Origin of the sequence: Stenotrophomonas sp. SPM (genome assembly GCF_003105135.1) — a bacterium.
Taxonomy (GTDB): domain Bacteria; phylum Pseudomonadota; class Gammaproteobacteria; order Xanthomonadales; family Xanthomonadaceae; genus Stenotrophomonas.
This window is the reverse complement of record NZ_QETL01000022.1, coordinates 16,212-33,089: the sequence shown is the minus strand read 5'-3', so window position 1 is coordinate 33,089 and position 16,878 is coordinate 16,212. Positions and strand designations below refer to the sequence as shown.

The window sequence follows — 16,878 nt, the reverse complement described above, 5'->3', positions numbered from 1 at the left end:
TCATGAGCACCATCCGTTGCGACATCGTCAGCGCCGAGCAGGAAATCTTCCGTGGTGAAGCGACTCTGGTCGTGGCTACGGGTGAGCTCGGCGAACTGGGCATCGCGCCCAAGCACGCACCGCTGATCACCCGTCTGAAGCCGGGCAAGGTCGTGGTGACCACGCCGAACGGCGAGCAGCTGGATTTCGCCATTTCCGGCGGCATCCTGGAAGTGCAGCCGCAGGTGGTGACCGTGCTGGCCGACACCGCGATCCGCGCGCAGGACATTGACGAAGCCTCGGTCCGCAAGGCCAAGGAAGAAGCCGAGCGCATCCTGGCCAACCGCGGTGAAGCCATGGAAGTGGCCGAAGCCCAGCAGAAGCTGGCTGAAGCCGTGGTACAGCTGCAGGCGCTGGAGCGCCTGCGCAAGACCCTCAAGCACTGAGGTTCGCGCCACACCCGCAGAAACGCCGGCCTCGTGCCGGCGTTTTTGTTTGTGCCGTCAGCGGTAGACCACGTAGCGCATCAGCAGGAACGACGCCGCGGCCAGCGCCGCTTCCACCAATGGCTTGGCCAACCAGGCGTACTGCAGGCCCAGCGCATGGTGGGCGGCGGACACCAGCAGCGTGCTGGCTACGGTCAGCAGCAGCCACACCGGCAGGAAGCGGGCGAAGCGCTGCCAGCCCAGACGCTGCCGGCCCTGCGCATCGGCGAAGGTGATCCGCCCGTTCAACCAGAAGCCCAGCAGCATGCCGGCCACGCGCCCGGCGATGTTGCCCGGGGCCACCGGAACGCCCGCCGCAGTGACGGCGACAAACACCAGCCAGTCCAGCAGCAGCTGCAGCAGGCCGATGACGATGTAGGCGCTTCCCTGGCGGAGCAGGCACATGGCGGCAATCAAGGCGGGCAGGCCGCCATGTTAACGGCCGACGCTCTAGAATCACCGGCAACGAACCACGGACCGCTGCCCCATGACTCAAGCCCTGCACGTCATCATCCTCGCCGCCGGCGCTGGCAAGCGCATGAAATCCGTGTTGCCGAAGGTGCTGCAGCCTATTGCCGGCCAGCCGATGCTGGCCCATGTGATCGCCGCGGCACGCGAACTGCAGCCCGCCGCCATCCATGTGGTGTACGGGCATGGCGGTGAAGCCGTGCGGCAGCGCTTTGCCGACCAAGCCGATCTGTTGTGGGCCGAGCAGGCGCAGCAGCTGGGCACCGGCCATGCAGTGGCGCAGGCCATGCCGGAGGTGCCGGATGCAGCGCAGGTGCTGGTGCTGTACGGCGACGTGCCGCTGATCCGCGCGGACACCCTGCGCCACCTGCTGGCACAGCCGGGCCGCCTTGCGGTGCTGGTGGCCGAGGTCGACGACCCGACCGGCTATGGCCGCGTGCTGCGCGATGCCGAAGGCCGGGTCGGTTCGATCGTCGAGCAGAAGGACGCCAACGACGACCAGTTGCGGGTGCGCACCATCAATACCGGCATCATTGCCGCCGAATCGACCGCGCTGCGCCGCTGGCTGTCGCAGCTCTCCAACAGCAACGCACAGGGCGAGTACTACCTGACCGATGTGTTTGCCTTTGCCGCGCACGAGTACACCCCGGCAGAGATGGCCCTGGTGTCCGACGCGCAGGAAGCCGAGGGCGCGAATGATCCCTGGCAGTTGTCGCAGCTGGAGCGTGCATGGCAGCGCCGCGCGGTGCGTGCCCTGTGCGCGCAGGGCGCGCGCGCGCTCGATCCGGCGCGACTGGATATCCGCGGCGAGGTCACGGTTGGCAGCGACGTGCTGATCGATGTCAATGTGATCCTGGAAGGCAGGGTGGAGCTGGCCGACGGCGTGACCGTGGGGCCGTTCACCCGCTTGAAGGATGTGCGCCTGGGACCGGGTACCGAAGTGCGCGCGCACTGTGACCTGGAAGGCGTGGTGACCGAGGGCGCCGCGCAGATCGGCCCGTTCGCGCGCCTGCGCCCGGGCACCGTGCTGGCCGACGGCGTGCACGTGGGCAACTTCGTGGAAACCAAGAAGGTCACCCTGGGCGTGGGCAGCAAGGCCAACCACCTGACCTACCTGGGCGATGCAGTGATCGGCAGCAAGGTCAACATCGGCGCCGGCACCATCACCTGCAACTACGACGGGGTGAACAAGTCGACCACGACCATCGGCGACAAGGCCTTCATCGGTTCCAACAGTGCGCTGGTGGCGCCGGTGACGATCGGCGAAGGCGCGACCATCGCGGCGGGCTCGGTCATCACCCGCGATGCGCCGGACGGCAAGCTGACCTTGGCCCGTGCGCGGCAGGAAACGATCGACGGCTGGAAGCGGCCGGTGAAGAAGGGCTGAGGAGAGGCCGCCGGGCATGGCCCGGCGCTACCTTGGTGGACGGTTGGCGGCGTTGCAGTAGATCCACGCCATGCGTGGATGCGGCCAACCGGTCAACCCACCGGCAGCAGAATCGACACGCACAAGCCGCCATCACCGCGGTTCTGCAGGGAAACCCGGCCGCCGTGTGCCTCGACGATCTCGCGGGTCAGCGCCAGACCCAGGCCGGTGCCGTTGCGCTTGGTTGAATAGAACGGCATCAGCGCGTTCTGAAGCACCTGCTCGTTCATGCCCTTGCCCCTGTCCAGTACGTCCAGGCGCAGCCACTGCGGCAGCCGCGTCAGCTGCACCTGCACGTCGTCGTTGGGCGGCTCCGCTTCGGCGCAGGCTTCGTGTGCGTTCTTCAGCAGGTTCAACAGCGCCTGGCCGAACTGGGCGATGTCGATGCGGCTGCTCAGCGTCTCGTCCGGCTCGCGGTCCATGCCGAAGGGAATCTGCTGGCGCAGGCTGGACAGGAACGGTGCCCAGTGCACGGTCTGCAGCTGCGGCTGCGGCAGTTTGGCGAAGCGCGCATAGCCGCGGATGAAGCCTTCCAGGTGGCGTGCGCGGTCTTCGATGGTGCTGAAGATTTCCGGCAGGCGATCGAAGCGTTCGCGCTTGACCAGCTCGCCGCCGGAATGGGCCAGCGAGGCGATCGGTGCCAGCGAGTTGTTCAGTTCGTGGCTGATCACCCGGATCACCTTCTTCCAGGTCTGCACTTCCTGCCGCCGCAGTTCGGCGGTCAGCTGGCGCACCAGCAGCAGATCGTGCGGGCGGCCGTTCAGATGGAACGCGCGCCGCGACAGATGGTAGACCTGCTCGTCGTCCTCATCGGGCTCGACGCCCTCCTCGACCTCCGCGCGCACCGCGAACAGGCTGTCACCGCCGCGTGCGATGGCATCGCGCAGTTCCACTGGCAGCTGTTCGAGCACCTCTTCCATGCGCTGGCCTTCCAGCTTCCAGCCCCCGTGCAGCAGCTTGCGTGCGGCCAGGTTGGAAAACACCACGCGGGAAATGCCATCGCCACCGGCCGCGATCAGCAGCATCGCCACCGGCGTGTTCTGCACCATCGTGTCCAGCAGCAGTTCGCGCTGCACCAGGCCCTGGCGCTGCTCGCGCAGCACGTCGCCCAGTTCGCGGTGTGCGTCCACCAGGTCGCCCAGTTCGTCGTTGCCCGGCCAGTACACGCCGAAGTTGAACTCACCATCGCGATAGCTGCTGGTGGTGCCGGCCAGTGCGCGCATCAGCGAGCGCACAGGCGCGGTGGCGCGGCGCAGCGACCACCACATCAGCGACAGCAGCACGACCGAGGAGATCCCCGTCACCCACCAGCCGTGGTTCATCCAATAGGCCAGCAGCCACGGCAGCGCGGCGGCCAGCGCCAGCACCGGCAGCAGGCGCAGGAACAGGAGGAAGGTGAAGGAGCGCCGTTTCATTCGCGCGGAATGCCGTGGCGGTCCATGCGCCGGTACAGCGCCTGGCGGCTCAGGCCGAGCTCGGCCGCGGCCTGGGCGATGACGCCGTGGTTGCGGGCCAGCACGTCCTCGATGCGTGCACGGTCGGGATCGTTGCCCGCGCTCGGGGTCGGGCGCGGCGCGGCCGCTGCACGCGGCAGGTTGAGGTCGGCCACCTCGATGCGGTTGCCGCTGGCCAGCAGCTCGGCACGCTGGATCACGTTGCGCAGCTCGCGCACGTTGCCCGGCCACGGATGCCGCTGCAGTGCGGTGGCAGCAGCGGTGGACAGCGGCTTGCCGGCGCTGAGGAAGCGCTCGGCCAGCGGCACGATGTCGCCCGGTCGCTCCGCCAGCGGCGGCAGCACCAGTTCCACCGTGTTGAGGCGGTAATAGAGGTCCTCGCGGAAGCTGCCGTCGCGGATCATCGCCGGCAGGTCGGCATTGGTCGCGCTGACCACGCGGACCTTGACCTGGCGCTCGCGGTTGGAGCCCAGGCGCTCGAAGCGGCCGGTTTCCAGCACGCGCAGCAGTTTCATCTGCCCGCCCAGCGACAGGTTGCCGATCTCGTCCAGGAACAGCGTGCCGCCGTCGGCGGCTTCGAACTTGCCCTCGCGCGCCTTGTTGGCGCCGGTGTAGGCACCGGCTTCGGCGCCGAACAGTTCGGCCTCGATCAGTTCGGAGGGCAGGGCACCGCAGTTGACCGCCACGAACGGGCCCTTGGCCACCAGCGAATTGGCCTGGATGATCTGCGCGATCTTCTCCTTGCCGGCGCCATTGGGGCCAGTGATCAGTACTGGCAGTTCCGAACGCGCGACCTGGCAGGCCAGGGCGATGACACGTTCGCTGGCGGGATCGGCGAACACCGCGCCGCACAGCTCGTATTTCTCTTCCAGCGCATTGCGCTGGCGCTCCTCGCGGGCGCGACGCTGGTCCAGCTCGCGACGCGCTTCGGACAGTTCCAGCAGGTTGTTGACCGTGGTCAGCAGCTTGCGGTCATCCCACGGCTTGGCCAGGTAATCGGCGGCACCGGCCTTGACCAGGTCCACCGCGCTGCTCAGGTGCGTCCAGGCGGTGAGCAGGATGACCGGCAGGTCGGGATGGCGCGCGCGGATCTGCGCGAACAGGGCCTCGCCTTCTTCGCCCGAGGTGGTGTCCTCGGTGAAGTTCATGTCCTGGATGACCAGGTCGACGGCGTATGCTTCCAGCATCGCCAGTCCGTCGGCCGGGCTCTGCGCCTGCAGGGTGTCGATGTCATGCAGGGAAAACAGCACGTCCAGCGCGGTGCCCACGCTGGCGTTGTCGTCGATGATCAGGATCGCGGGCATGGAAGCGTTCTGGGAAAGGGATGGGTAGCGCCGAGAGAGCCGTGAGGCGAGCACTACCCATCAAGCATAGCCAAACCCGTGGCCCCGCAGGGACCGGGGCACGTCAGCGCGGCGGTGGCGGCGGTGGGGGAGGTGGTGGCGCCGGCGGTGGCACCAGCACGGTCCTCCAGGTGGCCACGGCCACCGGCACACTCAGGGTCTTGCCGTTGCGCAGCAGCAGCAGGAAGACCTGCGCCTTGCCCGCTGCGTCGGCCTGGCGCACCGCAGCTGCAAGCTGGTCGATCTGGCGTACCGGCGTGTCGTCCACGCGCACGATGCGGTCGCCCCGGCGCACGCCGAAGCGCGCCTCGGGGCTGGCCGCCTCGACCTGCACCTGGCCCTCGTTCGAGCGCAGTGCCAGCCGCGCGCCCTCCTGCTGCCAGTTCATCGTCTGCACCGTGCTGCTGCCGGCCAGTACCGGCAGCGGCAGGGCCAGCGCAATTGCCAAGGCCAGGGCGCGCATCTCACGCCCCCCGGGTGGCAACGGCCGGCGGCACGGCGGCGGCGCGGCGGGCCGGGCCGAACACTGCCACCTGGCCCAGCACCCACAGCAGCACCGCACCCAGCGGCAGGTACAGCAGCGGCATGCGCGGCAGCTCGTACATGTTCATCAGCGCCAGGTTGATCGCGTACGCGGCGAGCATGCCCAGCACGATGCCCAGCGTGGCCAGCAGGAAGTTCTCGGTCTGGAAGTAGCGGAGGATCTGCCCGCGGGTCGCACCCAGCGCACGGCGGATGCCGATCTGCTTGCTGCGCTGCTGCACCCAGAAGCTGGCCAGGCCGATGATGCCCAGTGCGGTCACCACCAGCAGGGCGATGGACACCGTCACCAGCAGGCCGACCATGGCGCGGTCGTTCTTGAAGTAGTCGTTGCGCTGGTCCTCGTAGGTCTTCTTGTCGCGCATCAGGCGATTGGCATCGTTGCGCTCCAGCGCAGCGACGGCGGCCTTGAGCACTTCATCGCGGCGCTCGGGAGCGGTGCGCAGCATGTAGGTGCCGCCTTCGTCGAAGCCGCGGCGCAGCGGCATCAGCATCGACTCGTTCCAGTTGTCGTCCCAGCCGGTGGGCGTGGTCAGGGTGTCGACGATGCCGACGACATGCAACTGCTGCTTGCCCATGTAGTAGGTCTTGCCCAGCGCGCTGCCGTCGGGTTCCATCTTCGCGGCGGTGGCCTGGCTGAAGATCACCGGGACTGCCTTGTCCTTGGAGCCGGCCTTGGAGACGACGGCGTAATCCATGTACTCGTCGGGCAGGAAGTCACGCCCGGCGATCACGTTGATGCCCATCGTGCGGATGCCGTCCTCTGACATCGTGTACATCGATGCCTCGGTGGTCGGCCGCTCCTGGTCCTGCTGGCGCTGGATGCTGCTGCTGGACGAGCCGCTGCGGAACGGCACCTGGTTGATGATGGTGGCGCCGGTGACGCCGGGGATCGCGCGCAGCGACGCCAGATCCTCGCGGGTGCGGGCCATGCCGTTGGTCTGCTTGCCGATGCCGCTGACGCGGACCATCACCAGTTCGTTCTCGGCGATGCCGCTGGGCATGCTGATCTTTTCCACGCGTTGGCTGACCAGGAACAGCGCGTTGCAGACGATGGCGCAGGTCAGGGCGACTTCCAGCACGATCAGTGCGGCAGCGGTCTTGTGCCGGCGCAGGGTGCTGAGGATGGGGCGGATGTCCATGGGAGTCCTCGTTCCGGTACTTACTGCGACTTGAGCTGGATGGCCGGGGTGACCTGCATCGCGCGCCAGGCGGGCAGGAAACCGGCAGCAAGGCTGGCAAACAGGGTCAGGCCGATGGCCAGCAGCAGCATGCTGCCGTCCAGGTGGGCCAGCTTGGCGTAGTCCACGGGCTGCTGGCGCACGGCGAACAGACCGAGCAGGGCCACGCCGATACCGAGCACGCCGCCGACCACGCCTACCGCGCCGGCTTCCACCAGGCACTGCAGGAAGATCTGGCCACGGCTGGCACCGAGCGCGCGACGCACGCCGATCTCACCGCTGCGGCGCAGGAACTTGGCCAGCAGCAGGCCCACGGTGTTGACCAGGCACACACCGAGGAAGCCCAGAGCCAGCCACAGCTGCAGGCGCACATCGCTGGGCACCGCACCGTTGAAGTCCAGCCACTCCATCACGTTGCGCAGGCGCACGTTCGGCGGGCGCTCGAAGCGGCCGGCCTCGCGCTGCTGGCTGGAATAATTTTCCAGGTAGCGACGGTAGTCGTCGGCCTTGCCCGGCTCCATCTCGGCCCAGTACTGCAGCCAGGTGCAGGGGGCATTCACCGAATAGCTGTCGCCGTCGGGGTTTTCGCCGAAGCAGTTCATGTTGCCGTTGCTGCCCAGCTTCAGGTCCATCGAGGTCGACATCGGCAGCAGCAGATCCTCGTCCTTGCCGAAGCTGCCGGTGGTGAGGTCGAAGAACTGCGGTTCGGGATTCCATTCCTTCATCACGCCGACGATGCGGAAGCTCTGGCCATCCATGCGGATGTCCTTGCCGACGCTGTTGCCGCCCTGGTACAGCTTGTCGTTCAGGGCCTTGGAGATGACCACCACGCGGGCGCGGCGGTCGTCGTCCTGGCGCGTCCAGGCACGGCCGTACTGCATCGGCACGTCGAACATCGGGAAGAAATCAGCCGAGGTCCAGCGCGTATCGATCGAGAACGGCTGCAGCGTGCTGCCGTCCGGCTCGATGGTGCCGCCGCCGCCGCTCATCAGCGCCTGGCGCTCGGCCTTGGCTTCGCGCAGCAGGGCTTCGCCATCGAAGCGGGTCATCTGCGAATTGGGTTCCTCGCCGGGCACGTAGCCACCGCGGGGGCCGGGGTCGAGCTGCACGTAGAACAGGCGGTCGCTCTTGTCCGGAATCGGATCGCCGGAGAGCACGTGGAAGACGGTCAGGGTGGTCATCGAGGCGCCGATGCCCAGCGCAATGGCAACCACCATCAGCGCGGTCAGGACCTTGTTGCGGCGGAAGCTGCGCGCCGCCAGTCGGGCGTAGTAGGCGAACATGTTCGGGCCCTCACTCGTTGACGGCGACGATGCGGCGCGGGGTGGCCAGCACCGGCTCACGCACCAGGTCGGTCACCTGGCCATCGACGATGTGCACGTTGCGCTGCGCGCGTGCGGCCAGTTCCGGGTCATGGGTGACCATGACGATGGTGGTGCCGGCGGCGTTGATCTCTTCCAGCAGTTCCATCACGCCACGCGCCATCTGCGTGTCCAGGTTGCCGGTCGGTTCGTCGGCCAGCAGCAGGCGCGGGCTGCCGGCCAGGGCGCGGGCGATGGCGGCGCGCTGCTGCTGGCCGCCGGAGAGTTCATTGGGGTAGTGCTTCATGCGCGAACCCAGGCCGACCTGGCTCAGCGCCTTCTCGATGCGCTCGCGGCGTTCGCCGGCGCCCATCCTGCGGTAGCGCAGCGGCACGTCGACGTTGTCGAACAGGTTCAGGTCGGGGATCAGGTTGAAGCCCTGGAAGATGAAGCCGATCTTCTGGTTGCGCATGCGGCTGCGGGCATCGTCGCCCAGCATGCTGACGTCCTGGCCGTCGAGCATGTAGGTGCCGCTGGTGAAGGTTTCCAGCAGGCCGGCGATGTTGAGGAAGGTGGTCTTGCCGGAGCCGGACGGACCGGTGACGGCGACGAACTCGCCTTCCTTGACCTGCAGTTCCAGCGAGCGCAGTGCGTGGGTCTCCACCTGCTCGGTACGGAAAACCTTGGCGACCGAACGCATTTCGAGCATGTACATGGGGTGTCCTCTCTCCAGGATGTGTCAGTTGACGGAGACGCGTTCGGCGTCCTTGAACAGGTCGCTGCCGGAGACCACGATGCGGTCGCCCGGTTGCACACCCGACTTGATTTCCACTTCGCCCAGGCTGCTGACGCCCAGTTCCACCGGTCGGCGCACCGCGGTGCGGCCGTCCATCACGTAGGCCACGCCGTTGCCCTGTTCGACGAACGGGCCACGCTCGACCTTCATCACATTGCGGCGCGTATCCAGCAGCACGCGCACCGACATGCGCTGGCTCTGGCGCAGGCCTTCCGGCTGCGCGGCGGCGAAGCGCACGCGGGCGTTGACCTCGCCGTTGACCACTTCCGGCGAGACAGCGCTGATCTCACCCGGGAACGGCTTGCCGTTGCCGCCGGTCAGCTGCGCCGGCATGCCGATCGCCAGGTCACGGGCGAAGCTCTCCGGCACCTTGATCTCCACCTCGAACTTGGACAGGTCGACCACGCCCAGCACCGGCGCGTTGGCCGCCAGGTTGGTGGCCTGGGTGGCCTGCACCTGGCCGACCTGGCCGTCGAACGGGGCGCGCAGGGTCAGTGCATCGACCTGGCGCTGCACTTCGGCCACCACCGCCTTCTGGCGGTCGGCCAGCAGGCGCTTGTTGCGCGCGTCCAGGTCGGCGCCCTGGCTCTGCAGTCGCGCATCGGTGGTCGCATTGGCCAGGGTGATGTCGGCCTTCTTCAGTGAGTCCTGGGCCTTGGCCAGGTCGATCTGCGGCACCGCGCCGCCGTCGTAGCCGCGCTGGTAGCGCTGCAGGTCACGGTCGGCGGCCTGCCGTTCGATGCTGGCCTGGTCGGTTTCCTTGCGCGACTTGGCGCGGGCGAGGGTGGCGTCCAGCGCGGCGCGGCTGGCCTCGGCTTCCAGGCCGGCCAGGGTGGCCTGTTCCTGGGCCAGCTTGCTGCGCAGTTCCGGGCTGTCGATGATCGCCAGCTCCTGGCCCTTCTTGACCACGTCGCCGGCCACCACCTTCAGGTCCACCGTGCCTGCGGAGATCGCGTAGAGGGTCGGGCTGTTGGCGGCGATGACGCGGCCGTCGGCGGCGATGTCGCGCACCAGGTCGCCGCGCTGCACTTCGGCGATGCGCACCCGGCTGCTGTCGAAGGAGCGGCTGGCGTTGGACCAGGCATGCACCGCCCAGCCGATGGCGGCCAGCAGGGCGACCGCACCCAGGGCAGGCCAGCGGTAGCGCTGCCAGGCCGCACGGGGGCCGCTGGCAGAGGAGGCGGAAACGATCTGGTCCTGGGCAGAGGTGTCGCGGATCATCGGGTGCGTGCCTGTCGGTGGTGACAGGGTTAAAGCATGCTCCGTGCCAACTTTATCTTATTTATTTTCAGTCACTTGCGTTTGGCTTGCGGGTGTCCGGGTGTCCGCGGACACCGTTGCGGACACTTTCATTAAGCGGACAGGAGGGACGAAGCGGACACCCACGCTAGAATGCGGCGACCGTCTTCAAGGAAATGCGCGACATGTGTGGAATCGTAGGAGCGATCGCTGATCGCGATGTGGTGCCGGTGCTGATCGAAGGACTGAAGCGGCTGGAGTATCGCGGCTACGATTCGTCCGGCATCGCGGTGATCGACCATGCCGAGCGTGCTGACGTGCGCCGCGTGCGCCGTACCGGTCGTGTCTCGGAAATGGCCTCCGCTGCCGAGGCGGAAGGCTTCAATTCCCAGCTGGGCATCGGCCATACCCGCTGGGCCACCCATGGCGGGGTGACCGAGGCCAATGCGCACCCGCACATCAGTGCCGGCGTGGCGCTGGTGCACAACGGCATCATCGAGAACCACGAAGAGCAGCGCGAGAAGCTGCGCGCGCTGGGCTACACCTTCGAGTCGCAGACCGACACCGAGGTGATCGCCCACCTCATGCACCACCACCTGAAGGGCGGCGACAGCCTGCTGGGCGCGCTGCAGCGCACGGTGAAGGAACTGACCGGCGCCTATGCGCTGGCCGTGGTCAGCCGTGCCGAGCCGGACCATTTCGTCTGCGCACGCATGGGCTGCCCGCTGCTGGTCGGCCTGGGCGAAGGCGAGAACTTCGTCGCCTCCGACGTCTCGGCCGTGATCTCGGCCACCCGCAAGGTGATCTTCCTGGAAGAGGGCGACACCGCCGACATCCGCCGCGATGGGGTGCAGGTGTTCGACGAGCACGACCAGCCGGTCGAGCGCGACGTGCACCTGTCCGACGTGTCGCTGGCCTCGCTGGAGCTGGGCCCGTACCGCCACTTCATGCAGAAGGAAATCCACGAGCAGCCGCGTGCGCTCGGTGACACCCTCGAAGCGGCGATCGACGCCGGTGGCTTCCCGGCCGAGCTGTTCGGCAAGAATGCCGAGGCCGTGCTGGCCGGCATCGAAGGCGTGCAGATCCTGGCCTGTGGCACAAGCTATTACTCGGGCCTGACCGCGCGCTACTGGATCGAATCCATCGCCGGCCTGCCGTGCAGCGTGGAAATCGCCAGCGAGTACCGCTACCGCGCCGCGTATGCCAACCCCAGGCATCTGATCGTGACCATCTCCCAGTCCGGCGAAACGCTGGATACGATGGAAGCGCTGAAGTACGCCAAGTCGCTGGGCCACAAGCACACGCTGTCGATCTGCAACGTGCCGGAGAGCGCGATTCCGCGTGCCAGCGAACTGGTCTGCTACACCCGCGCCGGCGCCGAGATCGGCGTGGCGTCGACCAAGGCCTTCACCACCCAGCTGGCCGCGCTGTTCCAGCTGACCGTGGTGCTGGGCAAGCTGCACGGCCGCGTCGATGCCGCACAGGAAGCGGACTACCTGGAGCAGCTGCGCTTCCTGCCGGGCAGCGTGCAGCACGCGCTGAACATGGAGCCGCAGATCGCGGCGTGGGCCGAGCGCTTCGCACGCAAGAGCAGTGCGCTGTTCCTGGGCCGTGGCCTGCATTACCCGATCGCGCTGGAAGGCGCGCTCAAGCTCAAGGAAATCTCCTACATCCACGCCGAGGCCTATCCGGCCGGTGAGCTCAAGCACGGGCCGCTGGCGCTGGTGGACGAGGACATGCCGGTGGTGGTGATCGCGCCCAACGACAGCTTGCTGGAAAAGGTGAAGTCGAACATGCAGGAAGTGCGCGCCCGCGGTGGCGAGCTGTTCGTATTCGCCGACCAGGACAGCAACTTCAACGAGTCCGAAGGCGTGCATGTCATCCGCACCCCGCGCCACGCCGGCGTGCTCAGCCCGATCGTGCACACCATTCCGGTGCAGCTGCTGGCGTACCACACCGCGCTGGCGCGCGGCACCGACGTGGACAAGCCGCGCAACCTGGCCAAGAGCGTGACGGTGGAGTAAGGCCGTTCGGGCCAGCACGCGGAACGCATGGGGTGGCCCGCAGGGGCCACCTTTTTTCATTCCGTCATGGCACCATCTGCGCACGCCGCTGCACGCATCACGGAGGATGCCCGCGCCACTCTCGATTTCCGATCCGTCCACCCACCTGCGCAATCGGCGCAGCGTCGGGGGTGGGCGTCGATCCACCACGCCCGTTCAACACGGGCGCGATTGCAGATTTCAATCCGCGTGCATGGCACGCATGACAGGGGGCTGTAGATGAGCAAGTGGCACGTGGTTGCAATGGCGGCGGCGATCAGCCTGCTGTCCGGGTGTGCGAGTGTTCCGATGTCGGACAAGGGCCAGCTGGACGTGGCCAAGAGCTTTCCGGTTCCGGAGGAGGGCAAGGCGGGCGTGTACGTGTACCGCAACTCCTTCGTCGGCCAGGCGCTGAAGAAGGATCTGCGCATCGATGGCGAGTGTCTGGGTGAGACGGCCAACAAGGTGTTCTTCTACACCCTGGTGCCCGGCAACCAGGAGCACGTGATCTCCACCGAATCGGAGTTCTCGCCCAACGACGTCAAGCTCTACACCGAGGCTGGGCGCAACTACTTCATCCAGCAGTCGATCAAGATGGGCGTGTTCGTCGGTGGCGCCAAGCTGACGGTGATGCCTGAGGCCGAGGGCCGCCGCGAGGTGGCGCAGCTCAGCCTGGCCCAGCGCGGGCGTTGCTCGAAGTAAGGTAGGCGAGCCGTTTCGAGGTGGCGATGGCTGATGGGCCATCGCCACCGGACCGAGTACCCTGTTGTCTCCGTAACGGCATCAAGGATCGATCCCGTATGAATTCCCTCTGGCACCGCGCGATCGTGCTGTTGGTGCTGGCCTGCGCCACGCCCGCGCTGGCACAGACCGCACGCAAGCCCTCGGCGTATGAGCATCGTCCTGACGCGGCACAGCAGCCGGCCGAAGGGCCAGACTATCTTTCGCGCATCGACAGCCGCGCACAGTTCATGCAGATGGCCCGCGTCTACAACGCCGGCACGGCGCTGGAGATGCCGCATCTGATCTTCGTCATCGACCGGCGCGAGAATGGTCGCATCTACTACGTCAACACGCGCCGCCACGGTCTGCATGAGCAGTTCGTGCGCCAGCAGCGGCTGCTGCGCTCGATGGACAAGGCCACGGTGAACGCGCAGTACCGCGATCGGCAGCGGCGCTTCCTGTTCGGGACCGTGGCCTGGCAGCAGGATCTGCCGGGATACACCTACGAATTCTGGGAAGGCGACCAGCTGACCGCGCCGCTGTTGCGCGAGGCCGATGCAGTGCTGCGCGCCTCGTTCGCTGATCCGGTCCGCTTCAAGACCAATTCCACCGCACATGAGCAGCTGGCTGGCGAGATGAAGCTGGTCTACGTCAGCCAGGAGGCCCTGCTGCGTGAGCAGCGCTTCCTGCCGCTGAACACCGGGCAGGCGGAGGGGCGCCTGCGCATCGTCCGCACGGAGGCGCAGCTGGCCACGCTGTCGCCGCGCGATATTCCGGTGCTGGATGAGGTGCCGATCGCGCTGGCCCCGGTCGCCGGGCTGGTGACGCAGCGGCCGTCGACCCTGCTCTCGCACGTCAACCTGCTGGCCAAGGGCTGGGGCATTCCCAACGTCTACGTGCGCGATGCGCAGGACGTGTTGCGCCAGTACGACGGGCGCTGGGTGGCGCTGGAGGTGACCGGCAGCGATTACCGGGTGACCCCGCTTGCGCGGCCGGCACGCACCCCATCTGCCACTGCCGCACGCTCTGTGCAGCGCAGCCTGCCGCGCCCGGATCTGGCCGTGGTGGCGCTGAAGCCGCTGCAGGCGCTGCGTGCGCGTGACAGCACGCACTGCGGGGTGAAGGCCGCCAACCTCGGCACGCTGCGTGCGGTGCTGCCACCGGCGGCACGGGTGCCCGATGGCTTCTGCATTCCGTTCTCGCAGTACCAGGCCATGCAGCAGCGGCTGCAGGTGCCGCAACGCCTGCGCGAACTGCAGCAGCGGCCGGGTTTCAACAGCGATCCGGCGGTGCGCCGCGATGCGCTGGCGTCGCTGCGTACGCAGATCGAGAACGCGCCCGCTGATTCCGCCTTCGTGCGTACGCTGGAACGCCAGTGGCGTGACCAGTTGAAAGGCGCGCCGGTGTTCGTGCGCAGCTCGTCGAACTCCGAGGATCTGCCGGGTTTCAGCGGGGCTGGGCTGTACACCACGGTGCCCAACGTGAACCGCATGGAGGCGGTGGCCAAAGCGGTGCAGACGGTCTGGGCGTCGGTTTACAACTTCGAGGCCTACGAAGCGCGCACGGCGGCGGGCCTGCCGCAGGATGCGGTGGCGATGGCCGTGCTGGTGCAGGTGGCTGCACCGTCGGACAGCTCCGGGGTGATGATCACCCGCGATCCCTTCGATGCCGAACGCCGCCACGTCACCTACATCTCGGCCAAGCGTGGGCTGGGCATCCGCGTGGTGGAAGGCAAGCGCCAGGCCGAGCAGGTGATGTACTCGTCGTGGTCGAAGGCGGTCCAGGTGCTGAGCCGTTCGGCCGAAGACACCCAGCTGGTGGCGCGTGCGGGTGGCGGTGTGCGCGAGGTGCCCATCACCGGTTCGCGGCAGGTGCTGACCGATGCACTGATCGCACGGTTGGCGCGTATTGGTACCCGTACCAGGCAGGCGCTGGGCGGTGCCGACCAGGACATCGAATGGGCCGTGGTCGGCGATGAGGTACTGATCCTGCAGTCGCGCCCGTATGTGGAGGGAAGCGCGCGCTAGCCCTGCCGGGACAGGGCCAACGCGCACTCCACGGGTCGCTTACGGTTCCTGGTAGTCGCGCTCGTCGTAGGCGCCATAGACCAGGCAGGTCAGCTGTGACGATCCATCCTGGGCGATCGACAGAACACCCATGCTGGTATCGCGCTCGGGCTTCCTGCCCAGCTTGGAGGCGTTGCGCACCGCCGCGGCATTGGCCGAGAGCTGGCTGGTGTAGCTGGCCCCCAGGTCACCGTCGGGATCGATGTAGACCGAGAACGAGCGGACCTGCAGGCCGAACACGGTGAACGGCACCGGCGGCTTGATCGGTTCGCTGGTGCCTTCCACATTGCCTGAAAGCCCTGCGAGTGCCTTGGCTGCGGTATCCGGGTCCGCGCGGCATTCCAGTGCCGCCTGAAGCGTGGGTGCCAGCTTCTGCCACTGCGCTGCGTCGATGGTCGTTGCGGCATGCGCCGTGGGTGCAGCCAGCAGGGCGGCGATGAGGGGTGCAAGCGTCCGTGCGAGGGGCATCTTCATGGCAGTCATTCCTTTGCGTGCGGGCCGGGAATTCTACGCAACGCGATGAGAATGAACAGGGCGATATTGCGGCGCAGCATCGAAAGCGTACAATCCGCTTCGGCCAGTCGGCTGCTGTAACCCGCCTCCCGCCGTACCCCCTGCAACGCACAGTGCCGGGGTGTTCCGGGGACGACGCTACGGACCAGCGTACTCCCCAGGACCCACGCGTCCGCATGACCTGCCTGTCCCGCTGTCGGGGCCGGGCGCATCGCTGCGCGTGCCTTTCAACCGATCGCCTTCTGTTGTCGTCGCTCCCATGTACGGCTTCCGCGCCCTGCGCGCCTCCGCGTCACCCCATCTTCCGACCCTCATCGGCGCCAGCGCCGTGCTGCTGTGGAGCCCGACCCTGGGCATGCTGCGCACGATCAGCGAGATCTTCGGTGCCGTTGGTGGCGCCGCACTGATCTTCACTGCCGCTGCCGTGTTCTCGGCGCTCATCCTGGGCGTGCCGCGACCCGCGCAGCTGCCGCGACGCTACCTGCTGATCGGCGGTGCGTTGTTCATCGGCACCGAGATCTCGCTGTCGCTGTCCATCGGCCTGGCCCACCATCGTGGGCAGGCGCTGGAACTGGTGATGATCAACTACCTGTGGCCGTGCCTGACGGTGCTGCTGACCGTGCTCACCCGCATGCAGCGCGGCAACTGGCTGCTGCTGCCGGCCACCGTGCTGTGCCTGCTGGGTGTGGTGCTGGTCATCACCGGCGAAGGCGCGTGGTCGCCGGCGATGCTGCTGGCCAACCTGCGCAGCAACCCGCTGGCCTATGCCTTGGCGCTGGCCGCCTCGTGCATGTGGGCCACCTATTCGCTGGTGACCAAGCGCATCGGCGGTTCGCGCAACGCGGTGCCGTTGTTCATGATCGCCACCGCCGCGGTGCTGTGGCTGAAGTACGCGCTGGGCGATGCGCCGCCACTGCGCCTGCACTGGGGCGGCCTGGCGCAGGTGGCCGTGTTCGGCCTGCTCACCGCCACCGCCTATTCGTGCTGGAACCATGGGCTGCAGCACGGCAACGTCACCTCGATGGCGATCTTCTCCTACTTCGCCCCGGTGCTGTCGGTGCTGTGGAGCAGCGTGTGGCTGTCGCTGCACCCGGGCATGGGCTTCGTGCAGGGCGTGGCCTGCGTGACCGCTGGCTCGCTGCTGTGCTGGTGGGCGACCCGCGCGCGGCCGCTGGCGCCCCCGGCGCCGCCGGCCGCACACACGGCCTGATCCTCCGCCTGGCGGCTTGCCGCGAGGGGCGCGAATTTCCTTTGGGGGCAGACACTTGTGAGTGCCTGCTGCTGTCTTGCTGCACCGCATGATGTGTCAGTTCCATGACGCT

The 16,878-nt window shown here is 67.6% G+C and carries 15 protein-coding genes; 6 read left to right on the top strand and 9 right to left on the bottom strand.

The window, feature by feature from the left end:
* The first annotated feature begins 2 nt into the window (after positions 1-2).
* Complete coding sequence (locus DCO49_RS07510; RefSeq protein ID WP_005411127.1) at positions 3-425, top strand: F0F1 ATP synthase subunit epsilon; 423 nt, start codon at positions 3-5, stop codon at positions 423-425.
* A 57-nt stretch (positions 426-482) separates the two neighbouring features.
* Here the strand turns inward: DCO49_RS07510 and DCO49_RS07505 are convergent, their stop codons facing one another.
* Complete coding sequence (locus tag DCO49_RS07505; RefSeq protein ID WP_116863502.1) at positions 483-869, bottom strand: GtrA family protein; 387 nt, start codon at positions 867-869, stop codon at positions 483-485.
* A gap of 82 nt (positions 870-951) precedes the next feature.
* Here DCO49_RS07505 and glmU point away from each other — a divergent pair, with 82 nt between their 5' ends.
* Entirely contained in the window at positions 952-2,319 is a 1,368-nt protein-coding gene (gene glmU / locus DCO49_RS07500) for a bifunctional UDP-N-acetylglucosamine diphosphorylase/glucosamine-1-phosphate N-acetyltransferase GlmU (RefSeq protein ID WP_116863501.1), read from the top strand.
* A gap of 92 nt (positions 2,320-2,411) precedes the next feature.
* Here the strand turns inward: glmU and DCO49_RS07495 are convergent, their stop codons facing one another.
* From DCO49_RS07495 to DCO49_RS07465, 7 genes are all read right to left on the bottom strand, one after another.
* A complete protein-coding gene (locus DCO49_RS07495; protein WP_116863500.1) occupies positions 2,412-3,773 on the bottom strand; it encodes a HAMP domain-containing sensor histidine kinase in 1,362 nt (453 codons plus the stop codon).
* Positions 3,770-5,116, bottom strand: a complete 1,347-nt coding sequence (locus DCO49_RS07490; RefSeq protein ID WP_116863499.1) for a sigma-54 dependent transcriptional regulator — start codon at positions 5,114-5,116, stop codon at positions 3,770-3,772. The genes DCO49_RS07495 and DCO49_RS07490 overlap by 4 nt, the downstream gene beginning before the upstream one ends.
* 103 nt (positions 5,117-5,219) lie before the next feature.
* Positions 5,220-5,618, bottom strand: coding sequence for a PDZ domain-containing protein (locus DCO49_RS07485; RefSeq protein WP_116863498.1), 399 nt, complete (start codon positions 5,616-5,618; stop codon positions 5,220-5,222).
* Between the two features lies 1 nt (position 5,619).
* Positions 5,620-6,837, bottom strand: coding sequence for an FtsX-like permease family protein (locus DCO49_RS07480; RefSeq protein ID WP_116863497.1), 1,218 nt, complete (start codon positions 6,835-6,837; stop codon positions 5,620-5,622).
* A gap of 20 nt (positions 6,838-6,857) precedes the next feature.
* Positions 6,858-8,159, bottom strand: coding sequence for an ABC transporter permease (locus tag DCO49_RS07475; RefSeq protein ID WP_116863496.1), 1,302 nt, complete (start codon positions 8,157-8,159; stop codon positions 6,858-6,860).
* Positions 8,160-8,169: 10 nt separating this feature from the next.
* Positions 8,170-8,892: an ABC transporter ATP-binding protein gene (locus tag DCO49_RS07470; RefSeq protein ID WP_116863495.1), complete on the bottom strand. Its 723-nt coding sequence runs from the start codon at positions 8,890-8,892 to the stop codon at positions 8,170-8,172.
* Positions 8,893-8,916: 24 nt separating this feature from the next.
* The gene (locus DCO49_RS07465; RefSeq protein WP_116863494.1) at positions 8,917-10,194 is read right to left on the bottom strand and encodes an efflux RND transporter periplasmic adaptor subunit; all 1,278 of its coding nucleotides are present in this window, start codon (positions 10,192-10,194) and stop codon (positions 8,917-8,919) included.
* A gap of 203 nt (positions 10,195-10,397) precedes the next feature.
* On the opposite strand from DCO49_RS07465, the gene glmS reads away from it, so the two are divergent.
* The 3 genes from glmS to DCO49_RS07450 all read left to right on the top strand — a co-directional run bounded on the left by glmS (position 10,398) and on the right by DCO49_RS07450 (position 15,004).
* Positions 10,398-12,236: a glutamine--fructose-6-phosphate transaminase (isomerizing) gene (gene glmS / locus DCO49_RS07460; RefSeq protein ID WP_116863509.1), complete on the top strand. Its 1,839-nt coding sequence runs from the start codon at positions 10,398-10,400 to the stop codon at positions 12,234-12,236.
* Between the two features lie 258 nt (positions 12,237-12,494).
* Positions 12,495-12,956, top strand: coding sequence for a DUF2846 domain-containing protein (locus DCO49_RS07455; protein WP_207776474.1), 462 nt, complete (start codon positions 12,495-12,497; stop codon positions 12,954-12,956).
* A 98-nt stretch (positions 12,957-13,054) separates the two neighbouring features.
* Positions 13,055-15,004, top strand: coding sequence for a PEP/pyruvate-binding domain-containing protein (locus DCO49_RS07450; RefSeq protein WP_116863493.1), 1,950 nt, complete (start codon positions 13,055-13,057; stop codon positions 15,002-15,004).
* A gap of 39 nt (positions 15,005-15,043) precedes the next feature.
* On the opposite strand, the gene DCO49_RS07445 is transcribed toward DCO49_RS07450, so the two are convergent.
* Positions 15,044-15,517, bottom strand: coding sequence for a hypothetical protein (locus DCO49_RS07445; protein WP_116863492.1), 474 nt, complete (start codon positions 15,515-15,517; stop codon positions 15,044-15,046).
* Between the two features lie 298 nt (positions 15,518-15,815).
* Between DCO49_RS07445 and yddG the strand changes: the two genes are divergently transcribed.
* Positions 15,816-16,766, top strand: a complete 951-nt coding sequence (yddG, locus tag DCO49_RS07440; RefSeq protein ID WP_116863491.1) for an aromatic amino acid DMT transporter YddG — start codon at positions 15,816-15,818, stop codon at positions 16,764-16,766.
* The last annotated feature ends 112 nt before the right edge of the window (positions 16,767-16,878 follow it).